Below are 14,133 nucleotides of genomic sequence, written 5' to 3'. Positions count from 1 at the left end.
GGCCGCGTCGCAGTGGAGGAAAGTCCTATGAATCAGCAGATCATCGCCACGCCCGAACTCGCCGGCCCGATCCGCAGCGAAACTCGTGATGGCATGCGCATCGACTGGGATGTGCCGCTCCCGATGGATGACGGCTTGATCCTTCGTGCCGACGTGTACCGGCCGATTGCCGAGGGACGCTATCCGGTGATCATGAGCTACGGCCCCTACGCCAAGCTGCTCCACTTCGAGGACGGCTACGTCACCGCCTGGCGAAAGATGGTCGACGAATTTCCCGATGTGCTCGCCAACAGCAGCAACCGCTATCAGGCATGGGAGGTCGTCGACCCCGAAAAATGGGTGCCGCACGGTTATGTCGTCGTGCGCGTCGACAGCCGCGGCGCGGGCCGTTCACCGGGCGTGATGAATCCTCGCGACTCTCGCGAGACCAAGGACCACGCCGCCTGCATCGAGTGGGGCGGCGTGCAGCCGTGGTCGAACGGCAAGGTCGGACTGAACGGCATCTCGTATTATGCCATCAATCAATGGCAAGTCGCCGGGCTTCAGCCGAAGCATCTGGCGGCCATCTGCCTGTGGGAGGGGATGACCGACCACTACCGTGATTACATCTATCACGGCGGCATCTACTGCACCTTCGCCCAGAACTGGTACGACATGCAGTTGAAGGTCGTGCAGCATGGGCTCGGCACGCGCGGCCACAAGAGCCGTCTTAATGGCGAGCTGGTCTCGGGCCCGCCCACGCTGACGGACGAGGAGCTCGGCGCCAATCGCATCGACATGTGGCGCGAGCTGTTCGAACATCCGCTCGACGACGACTATCACCGCGAGCGGTCGGCCGACCTGTCGAAGGTCAAGGTGCCGTTGCTTTCCGCGGGTAACTGGGGAGGCCAGGGTCTTCATCCGCGCGGTAACTTCGAGGGTTTCGTCAACGCTGCTTCAGAACAGAAGTGGCTCGAGGTGCACGGTATCGAGCACTGGACCCACTTCTACACGGACTATGGCGTCGAATTGCAACGACGGTTCTTCGACTATTTTCTGAAGGGCGAAGATAACGGTTGGGATAAGCAGCCCAAGGTACAGCTGCAGATTCGCAGCCCCGGCGAGAAGTTCGCCCAGCGTTTCGAGGAGGCGTGGCCGATCCCGCGCACGCAGTGGACAAAATTCCACCTGCAAAGTGAAGCCTATGGCCTCGCGCAAGGTGAGCCGGCCAGCTCAGCCGACATCGTTTTCCGAGCGCTAGGCGACGGCGTCACGTTCCTGACCGATCCGATGGAAACGGAGACGGAGATCACGGGGCCGATCACAGCGCGGCTTCAGGTGTCTTCGAGCACAACGGATGCCGACCTGTTCCTGGTCGTGCGCCTCTTCGCGCCGGACATGAAAGAAATCGCGTTCCGGGGCGCGCTCGATCCGCATACACCGATCGCACAGGGATGGCTTCGCGCCTCTCACCGGAAGCTCGATCCGGCCAAGAGCTTGCACTATCGGCCGTACCATCCTCATGACGAAGTGCAGCCCCTCGAACCCGGCAAGACTTACGAACTGGATATCGAGCTTTGGCCGACCTGCATCGTGGTCCCGAAGGGCTACCGCGTCGGTTTGAGCGTGCGCGGTCGCGACTACGTCTACTCCGGCGGCAGCGGCGGCCGGCTCTCCAACATGAAGAACGAGTTCACCGGCTGCGGACCCTTCCTGCACGACGATCCGCGGGATCGCACGATGGATCGCTTCAACGGAGAGACGCGTATCCATATCGGCGGAGGTCGCGAAAACTACCTCCTCTTGCCGATCATCCCGGTCAAGTGATTTCCGAAGCAGGAGACGGATCATGGCTCAACATTTGAAGCGTGGACGCGACGCGGTCTTGCGCGCGGAAGACGACGCGAAGGTACGTGCAACGGTCGAAGGCATACTGTCGGACATCGCGACCAAAGGCGATGCGGCCGTGCGCGAGCTCTCGATCAAGTTCGACAAATGGGACCGCAAGGACTACCGCCTGACCAAAAAAGAGATTAACGACTGCCTTTCCGAGATGTCCCAGCGCGATCTCGACGATATCCGCTTCGCGCAGGAGCAGGTCCGCAACTTCGCGCAGATCCAGCGCGACAGCATGAAGGACGTGGAGGTGGAGACGTTGCCCGGCGTCGTGCTGGGTCACAAGAACATCCCGGTGAATGCCGTCGGCTGCTACGTCCCCGGAGGCAAGTATCCGCTCCTCGCTTCGGCGCACATGTCGGTCCTCACAGCCAAGGTCGCTGGTGTCGCCCGGGTCATTACGTGTGCGCCCCCATTTCACGGCAAGCCGGCACCGGCCATCGTCGCCGCGCAACATCTAGCTGGCGCTGACGAGATCTACTGTCTGGGAGGCATCCAGGCCGTCGGGGCGATGGCGATCGGCACGGAGACCATCGCGTCGGTGAACATGCTGGTCGGGCCGGGGAACGCATTCGTGGCGGAAGCCAAGCGCCAACTTTTTGGTCGTGTCGGCATCGACCTCTTCGCCGGGCCGACCGAAACCCTGGTGATTGCCGACGAGAGCGTGGACGGCGAGATTTGCGCCACGGATCTGGTCGGCCAAGCAGAACATGGCCCCAACTCGCCGGCAATCTTGCTGACGAATTCGGCAGCGCTCGCGCGCGACACGATGGCTGAGATCGAACGGATTCTTCAGATCCTGCCGACCGCCGAAATCGCCCGCAAGTCCTGGGAAGACTACGGCGAAGTCATTGTCGCCGAGAGCTACGATGAGATGGTGAAGATCGCGGACGACATCGCCTCCGAGCACGTCCAGGTCATGACGAAAGATCCCAACCACTTCCTCGACAACATGACCAACTACGGCGCGCTGTTCCTCGGGCCGCGTACCAACGTCGCGTTCGGCGACAAGGTGATCGGGACCAATCATACGCTGCCGACCATGAAGGCCGCAAACTACACCGGCGGGCTCTGGGTCGGAAAATTTCTCAAGACCTGTACGTACCAACGGGTCACCACTGACGCTGCCTCCGCGATGATCGGCGAATATTGCAGCCGACTGTGCGCTCTCGAAGGATTTGTCGGGCACGGCGAGCAGGCGAACATTCGTGTGCGCCGTTACGGCGGACGGAACGTGCCCTACGGCAAGGCGGCGGAACCGCGATCGGCCGCCCCCGAATAGGAAGCACGCGGAGCGGCAGGCTCCGCATGACGGTCAATAGAAAAAATGTTGTTGCTCCTCGGCTCGAATACAGCGATGCCCCTGAAGGGAGTTGTACAATGAACGCCCCTACGATGTTGAAATTTTATGACGAGGTCGGACCGTCTTCGCGATATTGGGCGAGCTTCGGGACGTTGTGTGCAGGCTGGGCTCTCGACTTTTTCGATTTCTACATCGTTGGCTTCCTTGTCGCCTCACTCGGCCCTGGCTGGCATCTGACCTATCTTGAATCCTCGATCATGCTGTTGAGTGGCGGCCTGGGTTCGATCTTTGGCGCGCTGTTGTTCGGGGCATTGGGCGACAAGATCGGCCGCAAGCCGGTATTGATCGCGGCGACGATGACTTGCGCGCTGGGCGCGGGTGGGCTCGCGTTCGTGCCCGATGGTAGCTGGCCGATCTTCTCGGTGCTGCGTTTGGTGGTGGGTGCCGGACTGGGCGGTATCGGTGCGCTTCAGCTTGTTATGATCGTCGAGATCACGCCGACGCCGATGCGCATGAAGCTGCTCGGCTGGCCGATCATGCTGCCTTCCGTCGGCACGTTGCTCGCCGCGCTGACCAGCGCCAGCTTGATGCATGTTTTGGGTTGGCGCGGGGTGGCGGCGTTCGGTCTTTTGCCATTGCTCCTGTGCGTACCCTTCGCATTGTTGATGCCAGAGTCACCGCGGTGGCTGCTCGCTCGAGGCCGGTCGGATGCCGCGCGTCGATCGATTGCCACCCTGGCGGGCCGCAACGTGTCGGACGTTCCCGCGGACGCGGACGTCATTGTCCGGCAGCCTTCCGCATCGCTGGGAGAGCTCTATCTGCGGCCGGGCCGCTTCTGGTTCACTTTCTTGATTTGGCTGACGATGAGCACGGCCGGTTATGGGGTCTATCTGTGGGGACCAACCATCACCTCCATGCTCCTCAAGATCGACGTCGCAGCCGCGGCGAAATACTTCGTGTGGATATCGATCGCAGGCCTTCTGGGCCGCGCCATGTTCTCCTATCTGCCGGCAAGGATCGGGCGAGTGTGGTCCGGCCGAATTCTCGGCTTCGGCATCGCTGTCTTTCTGGGCTGCGCGGCACTCTTCCATGACACCTTCGTGCTGGGCATCCCCGTCTTCGTCCTGACTCTTGCGGCAGGTGCCATCTTTTACGACGGGGGCTATTGCACTCTCAGCCCATACATGGCCGAGATCTTCCCGACGCGGCTTGCGGCTCGCGGCTCGGGGTTCGCGCAAGGGGCCAACGGGCTCGGCAAAATTCTTGGCCCGCTGTGCCTCGCGCTGATTGCCGGTTCCAACAATCTTGTCTCCGCCAAAGCAACGGAGGCAGCCGTACTGCCAGCATTCCTGCTTCTAGCCGGATGCGGTCTGGTCTTGTGCGTTTGCTTCTTCTTTGCGCCGGAAACGAAAGACGCAGCGCTCTCCCTTGATGACGACGCCGCCGTGCCTGCTGCTCAGAATTCACCCCTCTACGGTTCGAAGGCGGCAGCGCTGTGAGTGCCGTTCCACACGTGGTGCTCCCGGCTCCGCCGTCGTTCCGACTCGACGGGCGACGCGCGCTCGTCACGGGGGCGGGACGGGGGATTGGCCTGGCCGCGGCGGCCGCCTTGGCGGCTGCCGGCGCGCACGTCCTGTTGTGCGCCCGTACCACTGACGAGATCGAGGCGGCGGCCGCGGCGATCCATGGGGCAGGCGGTGCGGCAGAAGCGGTGACACTGGACGTCACCGATCTGGACGCCGTCGCCAAGGTGCTCGCCGGACGGCCGCCGGTCGATATCCTCGTCAACAATGCGGGCGCCAATCGGCCCAATTTCGTCACCGACGTGTCGATTTCGGACTTCGACACGGTGATGGCCCTCAACGTTCGCGCCACTTATTTCGTGGCACAGAGCGTCGCCCGCGGTCTGATCAACGCGGGTCGCGGCGGATCGATCATCAACATGTCATCCCAGATGGGCCACGTCGGCAGTCCACGCCGCTCGCTCTATTGCGCCAGCAAATGGGCGATGGAGGGATTCACGAAGGCGATGGCCATCGATCTCGCCCCGCACGGGATCCGGGTGAACACGCTGTGCCCCACCTACATCGAGACGCCGTTGACCGAGCCCTTCTTCCGCGACGCTGCCTTCCGACAGTCGGTCCTCGATAAAATCAAACTCGGACGCATCGGGCGGGTCGAGGATCTCACTGGCGCTATCGTCTATCTCGCCAGCGATGCCTCGGCGCTCATGACCGGAAGTTCGATGCTGATCGACGGCGGCTGGACCGCCGAATGATCACTCACATTAAGAGGACCAAGCCATGAAGACCGGACTTACGCGCCAGGACATCTACGATGCAGCGAAAAAAATCTCCAATTGGGGCCGGTGGGGTGATGAGGATCAGATCGGCACGCTGAACAACGTCACTTCGGCCGACATCGTCGGCGCGGCGGGCTTGGTTCGCAAGGGTAAGGTCTTTTCTCTAGGGTTATCGCTAAAGGAGCCGATTCAGTCTGGCCTGTTCGGCGGGCGGTGGAATCCGATCCACACCATGCTGGCGACTGGGACCGACGCTGCGGCGGGGACTCAGGACGAGCCCCTTCCATATCTCCGCTATGCCGACGATGCGATCAACATGCCCTGCCAGGCGTCGACCCAATGGGATGCGCTCTGCCACGTTTTCCTCGACGATAAGATGTACAATGGGTACGACGCGCGGCTCGTCGATGTGAAGGGCGCAAAGAAGCTCGGCATCGAGCATGTTCGCGACAAGATGGTCGGACGAGGCGTACTGCTCGACGTCGCGCGCTTCAAGGGCGTGCCTTCGCTGGACGACGGCTATGCTGTCACTTGCGCCGATCTCGACGGCTGCGCCGAGGCACAGGGTGTCAAAATCCGCAAAGGCGATTTCGTAATCCTACGCACAGGCCATCAGGAACGGTGCCTTAGTGCGGGCGACTGGACGGGTTATGCCGGGGGGCCAGCCCCCGGCTTTGCCTTCGAAACCTGCTTCTGGCTGAAGAACAAGGACATTGCGGCGATCTGCAGCGATACCTGGGGCTGCGAAGTCAGACCCAATGAGACCAGCGAGGCGAACCAGCCCTGGCACTGGGTGGTGATCCCGTCGATAGGCATCTCGATGGGCGAGATATTCTATCTGAAGGAACTCGCCGAGGACTGTGCCGCCGACCGCGTCTATGAATTTTTCTTCACGGCTCCCCCGCTTCACCTCCCTGGTGGTGCCGGTTCTCCGATCAATCCTCAGGCAATCAAGTAACGACTTGAAATAGACCCGAAGCAGTCTGCCCGCTCAGGCAAGTTTCCGCAGCCCATTGCCGGGTGTCTCAATCTTGAATTAGTCGGTTCGAAAGGAGAAAGGAATGAGACGGACATTGGCATGCATTGCGATTGTTGCTGCCATCGCCGGCTGCATGATCCGCACGGCCGGGGCTCAGGGCGTTTCGGCGCCACAGGCCGGCAGTGCGACGGCCACGTCGGAAAATGCGGTTCTTTTGACTGTCTTCCTTCGACACGATCAATCACGGCCGCTCTCTGAATTGAACGCTCAGCTCGCGAGGCAGGGATTTTACAAGCAATTCCCGCCGCCCGGCGTCGAGGTGGTCAGTTGGAACGTCGTCATGGGTGTCGGCCAGATCGTCACCTTGCGATTTCCAGCGAACCGTATCCGCGAAGTCAACCGAGTGCTCGAGGATACCGCGTGGGGGCCGTACCGCACCGAATTCTATCCGACGTATGACTATAAATCCGTGGGCATCGCCGAACATGAAAAGGCGCAATAGAACCTTGCCGGTTCTCTTCAACATTGAGTGGGTGTCACCAATCCCGTGACTTAAACGCACTTCGCTTCATCAGGTGGATAATGCATTGATCGCCCAAAAGCGGGGATTGCCGAATGGAAAGCACGATGTCTAAGCACCAAACAACGATCTCGCGCCGCGATCTGATGCGGAGCAGCGCCATAGCTGCAGCCGGGGCGGCCATTGTTCCTGCGGATACGGCCGGCGCGGCCGAATCCACCTCGAAGCACTTCGAGGCACTTGCCATGGTGCATGTCGAAATCAACGGCATCGATCATCAGCTTGAGTTGCAGCCTCGTGTCACGCTGCTCGACATGCTACGGGAGCGGCTGCAACTCACCGGAACCAAGAAGGGCTGCAACCGCGGTGAATGCGGCGCCTGCACCGTGCTGCTGGAGGGCCGGCGGGTGAACGCCTGTCTCGTGCTGGCCGTGGCAACGGACGGGCGCAAGGTCACGACGATCGAAGGACTGGCGGACGGACCGCACCTCCATCCGGTCCAGCAGGCCTTCATCGATCACGACGCCTTCCAGTGCGGGTTCTGTACCTGCGGACAGATCATGTCGGCGGTGGGCTGCATCGCCGAGGGCCACACCGGCTCGAACGCGGAAATTCGCGAATGGATGAGCGGCAACATCTGTCGTTGCTCCGCCTATCCTCAGATCGCGGCCGCTGTGGAAGCCGCTGCCAAGGAGAAAGCGTGATGCGCGATTTCAGCTATGCGCAGGCGACCTCGCGCGCTGACGCGATTGCGCTTGCGGCTCTGCCGGACACGATGGTGTTGGCCGGAGGAACGGAGCTTCTCAACTGGGCGCGGATCGGCATCGCCGAGCCGGCGCGGATCCTCGACATCACTCGCATTCCCGGCATGGAGGGTGTCGAAGCCTTGCCGAATGGCGGCGTCCGCATCGGCGCGTTGACGAAGCTGAACGACGCGGCCCAGCACCCGCTCATCCGTGCTTCCTATCCGGTTCTTTCGGAGGCGATCCTCAAATCCGCCTCGGCGCAGATCCGCAATCTGGCGACTGTCGGCGGCAATCCGTTGCAGCGCGTGCGCTGTCCTTACTTCCGCGCCGACGAGCCAACCCCCTGCAACAAGCGCATTCCCGGTTCGGGCTGCGCCGCGGTGCACGGCTTCAACGAGAAACACGCGATTTTCGGCTGGACCAAGGATTGCGTTGCCGTCCACCCGGCCGATCCACCAGTCGCGCTTGCCGTATTGGACGCCGACTTTATCACGGAGGATAAGAACGGCGGGCGGCGACTCGCGGCTCGCAAATTCAATGTGCTACCGGGTGAGGATCCGACGGCGCACAGCGTCCTGCGCCACGGCGAGCTGATCGTCGGAATCGAAATCGGTCGACCGGCGCCGAAATCCGCCTATCTCAAGATACGAGAACGGGAAAGCTACGAATACGCCACCGTCTCGGCGGCCGTCGCCCTCGATCTCGAAGGCGACGTGATCCGGCGGGCGCGTATCGCGCTCGGCTCGGTGGCCATGCGACCGTGGCGCCTCGCAGAGACGGAGCGACGTCTCGTCGGTCAGAAACTTGGATCGCCGGCAATTGAGGCGGCCGTCGACGCGGGCTTCGCCGACGCGCGGCCGCTCTCCTCCAACGCCTACAAGATCAAGCTGGCGCGCAATGCCGCGCTGCGCACGATCGAACTCGCAGCGAGGGCATGATGGGCAATTTGGGACAACCGATCGCGCGTGCCGACGGCTTGGTGAAGGTGACGGGCGCTGCGCGCTATGCCGGCGATCAGAATCAGGTCGGACAGCTCTATGCCGTTTTGGTGGCATCTGCTGTTCCTGCCGGGCGCGTCCGCGCGATCGAAACACGGGCGGCGCTTGCCATTCCCGGTGTCACCCGTGTTCTGGTCGCCAGCGACATGCCGCGGATTCACGCCGATCTCGACAAGATCACGGTGCCGCCGCTCGCCACCCGCTTCATTCCGATGCAGAGCGACAATATCGTCCATGAGGGGCAGCCGGTTGCGATCGTCGTAGGCGAGAGCCTCGAAGCAGCGGAAGCGGCAGCCACGATCGTGAGGATCAGCTATGAGCGCGCCGCGTTCATCGTGCCCGAGACGGCTGCCGTCGTGTCGGCCGACCCGAAGAAGGGCAGCTATTCGATGTCGAATACGCTCGACTTCAACAAGGGTGACGCGCCGGCAGCCATAGCTGCAGCTCCGGTCAAGACTGGCGCGGCATACACGCAGCCCTCCCGACACGCCAACCCGATGGAGCCTTCCGCCATCATCGCAGCTTGGAAAGGGGATCATCTCACTGTTTACGACGCCGTGCAGCATCTGCCGGCGGTGCAGAATGTCATGGCGGCCGTATTTGGTCTGCCGACGACATCGGTCCGCGTTGTCTCTCCGCATACCGGTGGCGGCTTCGGCGCCAAAGCTTTTGTCTGGCCGCACGAAATCCTGGCGGCGATGGCCGCGAAGGTCGTCGGTCGGCCGGTGAAGCTCGTGCTTACGCGGCAGCAAATGTATGGGATGGTGGGGCCGCAGCCCCAGATGGTGCATGACGTGCGTTTGGGCGCCGGCGCCGACGGCAAGCTGCTCGGCGTCGGCCACGCGACCACCAACATCACCGGTGTCACGGAGGATTATGTCGAGTTCGGCGCAGTTCCCGGACGTTCTTTCTATGCCTGCGACAACATCACCACCAGCCATCGCATCCGCCGCGGCAACGTTACCTTGCCAACTTTCATGCGCTCTCCTTGGGACGGTCCAGGTTCCTGGGCGCTCGGTTCCGCCATGGACGAACTGGCGCGCGCGCTGGACATGGATCCACTCGACTTGCGTCTTATCAATTACGCCGAGACCGATCCGGAAAGCGGCAAGCCGTGGTCATCCAAAAAGCTGCGGGAGGCGTATGAAGAAGGGGCCCGTCGCTTCGGCTGGCGTACGCGAGTTAAGGGTGGCACCCGGGACGGCCATTGGCGAATTGGCTGCGGCATGGCCGATTGCAGCCAAGGTCAGGCGCGCTTCCATTCGACCGCACGCATTGGCCTGAAAGCGGACGGCACGGCGCGGATCGAGTCGAGCTTCTGCGACATCGGCACTGGCCCTGCGACCATCTTCCCGCAGGTAGCTGCAGAGGTCCTCGGGCTCGATCCCAAGCAGATATTGGCGGTCGCAGGCGACACCGATCTACCCTATTCGGGTCCGACGTACGGCTCAGGAACCACCATTAGTACGGGCGCTGCCGTCCAGCAGGCTGCCTATCGGGTACGCGCCAAGCTCGCGAAACTCGCAGGCTGGCCAGCCGAGGACGTCACCATGCGGGATGCCCGGATCATGCGTGGCAACGAAGCCCGCACCATTCGGGAAGTGCTCGGTGAGGCCGGCGTATCGGAGCTCACGTCCGAAGGCGCTTTCGATCTTCCGGGCGGCGCACCCGTCGATATGGGTTCGCCGGCGTTTCCGGCGCGCACCTTCGGCGCGATCTTCGTCGAGGTCGGCGTCGATCAGGAACTCGGTCTGCTGCGCTTGCGCCGGGCAACCGGCGTCTACAGCGCCGGACGGATTATCAACCCGAGGACAGCGCGCTCCCAGATGATCGGCGGAATTGTGTGGGGCTGGGGCATGGCGGCCATGGAGGCGAGCCACTTCGAGCCCACACTCGGTCGCTGGCTCGCGAAGGATCTGGCGGGCGTCCCACTCCCGGTTAACGCCGACATCCCGCCTGAAATCGATGTGGGATTCGTCGATGAATTCGACGCCAACTCGGGTCCGCTCGGCGCCAAGGGCATCGGTGAACTCGGTGCGACGGGCGTGGCAGCCGCGGTCGGCAATGCCGTTTACGACGCGATCGGCCTCCGTATCCGCGACCTTCCGATCACACCGGAGAAGATCCTGGCGGCCTAGACAGAAGAAGCTTGGCTCGATGGGCAAGATTGCTTTCGGCCTCGCATCCATCGAGGCGTCGGCTGTCGTCCCAACGGCGATCGGGCTTCCGTTTGCCCGACTCCTGATCTTGTCGGTGGTCGGCGCAGCTCTTTTGGGCGTCGGAGCCGGAGGAGTAACAACGAACCGGAGACCTAAAATGGCCGCCAAGAAAACCGTCGCTATCATTGGTGCTTCGCGCGGCCTCGGTTTAGCCTTGGCTGATGAATACTGCGCCCGAGGCTGGCACGTCATCGCCACTTCGCGGGGCAAATCCTTGGGACTCGATGAGTTGCACCAGCTCTATCCCGCGTCACTCGAAATCGAGACGGTTGATATCGTCGAACTAGCCTCGATACAGGCGCTGAAGGAGCGGCTCGCCGGCCGAAGGCTGGACACACTATTTGTCAATGCCGGCATCTGCAAAGCGAACGAATTGACGCCGATCGCCGTCAACGATCAGGATTTCCTCGATATGATGCTGACCAACGCGCTCAGCCCCATGCGTGTGATCGGAGCCTTGGAGAACTTGGTCCCCGAGAACGGCGTGATCGCGGCGATGTCGTCCGAGATTGGCAGTATCGGTAACTCCGTCGGCTTTTGGGAACTCTACAGTTCCAGCAAAGCTGCGTTAAACATGCTAATGAAGGCCTTCTCCGCGCGGCGTCCGGACGATCCGCGCGCTCTTCTGCTGGTCGCTCCCGGTTGGGTGCGGACGGACATGGGCGGCGATGAAGCAACTCTCGTTATCTCGGATAGCATCCCGCTGGTGGTCGACATGGTCGAGCGCAATGCAGGGGTCCCGGGGCTTCGCTTTACCAATCGCCACGGCGAAATCCTGCCCTGGTGAGCTGCGCGCCGGCTACGGCGCACAGCTCGAGCAAACTTAGGCGGTTCGGAATGCCATCGTTAGCTTCCGTTCTAGCCAGTTGCTATCACGAGCCGCAGCGCCGGGCTGCCGTTCCCTTCGGGCTTCTCTATGGAGTATTGGCGGCGCTTGGTTGGGGCGTCGGATTAGCGGCAGCCCATCATGGCTTCTCCGTCGGCTTCGAGCCGTTCGACCTGCTGTTCGTCAGGTACGCCGTCGCCGCTCCGATCCTTCTCGTTCTCTATTACGCGACCAAGCGATCTGGGCGTATCGCTAAGACGAAAGCCACCGTCGCCATGACCCTCGCACTGGTCGGCGGCCCCCTACTCGGCATTTGCGTCATCGGCGGCGGCCGGACGGCGCCTTTCTCAAGCGGAATCCTTATCGAAGTCGCCGCGCTGACCGTCTGCAGTATCGTGCTCGCCCGGCTCGTGCTTTCCGAAAGACTCGGCTGGTTGCGGACGGCAGCGATGCTGGCTTTGACCGCGCGCCTCGCCGTGCTGGCGTTTACGTCTCTTGTCGACGGTTCGCCCGAAGTAAGCGTAGGCATCGTGCTGTTCGCCGGGGGCGGACTTGCGGCTGCGGCTTTCGCTGCCCTTTCGTGCAGGTGGCACGTCGATCCGATCACGGCCATGACGATCGTCTCTTCCGCTTCGCTGGCGACTTTCGGCCCCTACTACGTCTTCTTCGGCGGCCTTAACCGCTTGAGCGCCATCCCTTGGACGCTCCTTCTGGGGCAAATAGTCTGCCAAGGCTTCATCGCGGGCGTGTTTTCGTGGATCGGCTTCCTCTATGCGGCCAGGATCCTCGGACTTGTGACGGCGTCCTTTATGCCCGCCGTGACGCCCGCGGTGGCGGCGCTCATCACATTGTTGATGAGCCGCGAAAGTCCGACGATGCTTCAGTGGGGACTCATCGCTTTCGGGACGTTCGCCGCGGGCCTGCTTATGGCCAACTTGCATGCCAAGACCGCGGTCTCCGCGCAGAGCAACTGAGCGTGGAGGTTCGGAAGACTCACCCGACGGCATCCCACACCGGTGCGAATGGCGGCCGGATGAAGCGCTGGTCCTTCGGCAGCGCTGCGATCGCGGCGCGATCTTCGTCGTCGAGGGTAATGTCGAGCGCGCCGAAATTGGGTTTCTGGCTTTCCGGCCGGGCGGCCGTGGGGATCGCGATGACGCCCTGTTGGTCCAACAGCCAGGCGATCGCTATCTGCGCCGCGGTCGCGCCATATTTGCGGCCGATGGCAGCGAGCGTGGCGTCGTTTGCCGCCCGGCCTTGCGCGAGCGGCGCGTAGGCGGTCAGTGGAATCGGCTTGCTGCTCAGATAGGCCAGCATAGGCGCCTGCGACAGAAAGGGATGGTACTCGACTTGATGGACGGCAATCGGCGCGCCGATCTCGTCGACGGCGCGGCGGAGTATGCGTCGACCCCTGGTTCGCGCGGAAGGTGCTCGCACCAAACCTGCAGCAATTCATGGCGCGATATCCGCGGCTGTCGGTCGACCTCATGACCGGCAACTACCGGGAAGAGATGATGACGGGGGTCGACGTGGCCATTCGGTTCGGGCCGCCGGACACCTCGTCGCTGATTGCGCGGAAGCTGCTCGAGACCTCCATCATAACCTGCGCCGAGCCGGCCTATCTCGAGATGCACGGCGAGCCGAGGACGCCTCACGATCTCGTACACCATGCGCTATTGCTGTTTCGCGATCCGCAGACCGGCCGTCCTTTCCCGTGGGAATTTCATCGCGGTGGCAAAGTCATCGAGATCAACGCCGCCGGCCGGTTGATGATGGACGATCCCTCGGCTGCGGTTGCGGCGTGCATTGCCGGACAGGGCGTGTTTCAAATGCCGGCACCCGGCCTGAAATCCGTGTTCGCGAAGGGAGAGCTTGTGCAGATTTTGCCGCAATGATCCGACGAACGGTATCCGCTCTATGCCTATCATCCCTCCCGGCATCTGCCGCCAGTAAAGGTCCCGGCTCTTCTCGATTTCGTGCAGGAGATCGCAGCCCCAGCCGTGTCGTCTGGCCCTTCCAAGCGGCAGAACTCTACCAACACGAAAGGCCCGCTTCCCCGAACCAAACGGCCGCGCTGAAAGGGCGAGCGCTCCTGCGGGCCCCTGAGAGCTTAGCGGCGGCTGCCGCGACTCCGGACTTCAAGGCAAAGGGGTTCGAGCCACCGGGGGATCCGGGGCGATCGCGAATGAATGCACTGCTGGCGAGTGCGCGACCAAATTTCGCAGGCGTTCATCGAGGTAATTTTGCGCGCGGCCTACCCGTCGAAGCGGACGAGGCCTCGCCATGGCCCGGTCAATGCAACACATGTGCAACACGCCGAGCGTAAGCTATTGACCATTGTTATAAGGAAAACGTTTCCCAAACC

The 14,133-nt window shown here is 62.4% G+C and carries 12 protein-coding genes and 1 pseudogene; 12 read left to right on the top strand and 1 reads right to left on the bottom strand.

Annotated elements, in window-relative coordinates; translation table 11 throughout:
* Positions 1–27: 27 nt before the first annotated feature.
* The 11 genes from IVB19_RS30830 (at position 28) to IVB19_RS30780 (ending at position 12,742) form a co-directional block, all read left to right on the top strand.
* A complete protein-coding gene (locus tag IVB19_RS30830; RefSeq protein WP_247820552.1) occupies positions 28–1,806 on the top strand; it encodes a CocE/NonD family hydrolase in 1,779 nt (592 codons plus the stop codon).
* A gap of 22 nt (positions 1,807–1,828) precedes the next feature.
* On the top strand, positions 1,829–3,157 hold the full coding sequence (hisD, locus tag IVB19_RS30825) for a histidinol dehydrogenase (RefSeq protein ID WP_247820551.1): 1,329 nt from the start codon (positions 1,829–1,831) through the stop codon (positions 3,155–3,157).
* A gap of 98 nt (positions 3,158–3,255) precedes the next feature.
* Positions 3,256–4,677 (top strand): MFS transporter, encoded by a 1,422-nt coding sequence (locus IVB19_RS30820; RefSeq protein WP_247820550.1) that lies wholly within the window; start codon positions 3,256–3,258, stop codon positions 4,675–4,677.
* Positions 4,674–5,456 (top strand): SDR family NAD(P)-dependent oxidoreductase, encoded by a 783-nt coding sequence (locus tag IVB19_RS30815; RefSeq protein WP_247820549.1) that lies wholly within the window; start codon positions 4,674–4,676, stop codon positions 5,454–5,456. Before IVB19_RS30820 ends, IVB19_RS30815 begins: the two co-directional genes overlap by 4 nt.
* A gap of 25 nt (positions 5,457–5,481) precedes the next feature.
* Positions 5,482–6,438, top strand: a complete 957-nt coding sequence (locus IVB19_RS30810; RefSeq protein ID WP_247820548.1) for a cyclase family protein — start codon at positions 5,482–5,484, stop codon at positions 6,436–6,438.
* Between the two features lie 154 nt (positions 6,439–6,592).
* Positions 6,593–6,961, top strand: coding sequence for a hypothetical protein (locus tag IVB19_RS30805; protein WP_247821730.1), 369 nt, complete (start codon positions 6,593–6,595; stop codon positions 6,959–6,961).
* Between the two features lie 113 nt (positions 6,962–7,074).
* On the top strand, positions 7,075–7,683 hold the full coding sequence (locus IVB19_RS30800; RefSeq protein WP_247820547.1) for a (2Fe-2S)-binding protein: 609 nt from the start codon (positions 7,075–7,077) through the stop codon (positions 7,681–7,683).
* Positions 7,683–8,663, top strand: a complete 981-nt coding sequence (locus IVB19_RS30795) for an FAD binding domain-containing protein (RefSeq protein ID WP_247820546.1) — start codon at positions 7,683–7,685, stop codon at positions 8,661–8,663. The genes IVB19_RS30800 and IVB19_RS30795 overlap by 1 nt, the downstream gene beginning before the upstream one ends.
* The gene (locus tag IVB19_RS30790; protein ID WP_346283634.1) at positions 8,660–10,861 is read left to right on the top strand and encodes a xanthine dehydrogenase family protein molybdopterin-binding subunit; all 2,202 of its coding nucleotides are present in this window, start codon (positions 8,660–8,662) and stop codon (positions 10,859–10,861) included. The genes IVB19_RS30795 and IVB19_RS30790 overlap by 4 nt, the downstream gene beginning before the upstream one ends.
* 19 nt (positions 10,862–10,880) lie before the next feature.
* Positions 10,881–11,729, top strand: coding sequence for an SDR family NAD(P)-dependent oxidoreductase (locus IVB19_RS30785; RefSeq protein ID WP_247820545.1), 849 nt, complete (start codon positions 10,881–10,883; stop codon positions 11,727–11,729).
* A gap of 50 nt (positions 11,730–11,779) precedes the next feature.
* Positions 11,780–12,742: an EamA family transporter gene (locus IVB19_RS30780; protein WP_256474620.1), complete on the top strand. Its 963-nt coding sequence runs from the start codon at positions 11,780–11,782 to the stop codon at positions 12,740–12,742.
* Between the two features lie 19 nt (positions 12,743–12,761).
* Here IVB19_RS30780 and IVB19_RS30775 read toward each other — a convergent pair.
* Positions 12,762–13,169 (bottom strand): annotated as a pseudogene (locus IVB19_RS30775) (aldo/keto reductase); the annotation flags it as partial.
* 53 nt (positions 13,170–13,222) lie between these two features.
* Between IVB19_RS30775 and IVB19_RS30770 the strand changes: the two are divergent.
* Positions 13,223–13,663: a LysR substrate-binding domain-containing protein gene (locus tag IVB19_RS30770; protein ID WP_247820543.1), complete on the top strand. Its 441-nt coding sequence runs from the start codon at positions 13,223–13,225 to the stop codon at positions 13,661–13,663.
* The last annotated feature ends 470 nt before the right edge of the window (positions 13,664–14,133 follow it).

Source organism: Bradyrhizobium sp. 187 (assembly GCF_023101005.1).
GTDB lineage: Bacteria > Pseudomonadota > Alphaproteobacteria > Rhizobiales > Xanthobacteraceae > Bradyrhizobium > Bradyrhizobium canariense_D.
The sequence above is the reverse complement of the archived record's forward strand: the minus strand, read 5'-3'. Positions and strand labels throughout refer to the sequence as shown.

What these genes read in the sequence shown, in the direction of transcription:
- IVB19_RS30810 (WP_247820548.1), top strand. Translation starts at nt 5,482, where the DNA reads ATGAAGACCGGACTTACGCGCCAGGACATCTACGATGCAGCGAAAAAA.
- IVB19_RS30795 (WP_247820546.1), top strand. Translation starts at nt 7,683, where the DNA reads ATGCGCGATTTCAGCTATGCGCAGGCGACCTCGCGCGCTGACGCGATT.
- IVB19_RS30780 (WP_256474620.1), top strand. Translation starts at nt 11,780, where the DNA reads ATGCCATCGTTAGCTTCCGTTCTAGCCAGTTGCTATCACGAGCCGCAG.
- IVB19_RS30830 (WP_247820552.1), top strand. Translation starts at nt 28, where the DNA reads ATGAATCAGCAGATCATCGCCACGCCCGAACTCGCCGGCCCGATCCGC.
- hisD (WP_247820551.1), top strand. Translation starts at nt 1,829, where the DNA reads ATGGCTCAACATTTGAAGCGTGGACGCGACGCGGTCTTGCGCGCGGAA.
- IVB19_RS30770 (WP_247820543.1), top strand. Translation starts at nt 13,223, where the DNA reads ATGGCGCGATATCCGCGGCTGTCGGTCGACCTCATGACCGGCAACTAC.
- IVB19_RS30820 (WP_247820550.1), top strand. Translation starts at nt 3,256, where the DNA reads ATGAACGCCCCTACGATGTTGAAATTTTATGACGAGGTCGGACCGTCT.
- IVB19_RS30800 (WP_247820547.1), top strand. Translation starts at nt 7,075, where the DNA reads ATGGAAAGCACGATGTCTAAGCACCAAACAACGATCTCGCGCCGCGAT.
- IVB19_RS30805 (WP_247821730.1), top strand. Translation starts at nt 6,593, where the DNA reads ATGATCCGCACGGCCGGGGCTCAGGGCGTTTCGGCGCCACAGGCCGGC.
- IVB19_RS30785 (WP_247820545.1), top strand. Translation starts at nt 10,881, where the DNA reads ATGGGCAAGATTGCTTTCGGCCTCGCATCCATCGAGGCGTCGGCTGTC.
- IVB19_RS30790 (WP_346283634.1), top strand. Translation starts at nt 8,660, where the DNA reads ATGATGGGCAATTTGGGACAACCGATCGCGCGTGCCGACGGCTTGGTG.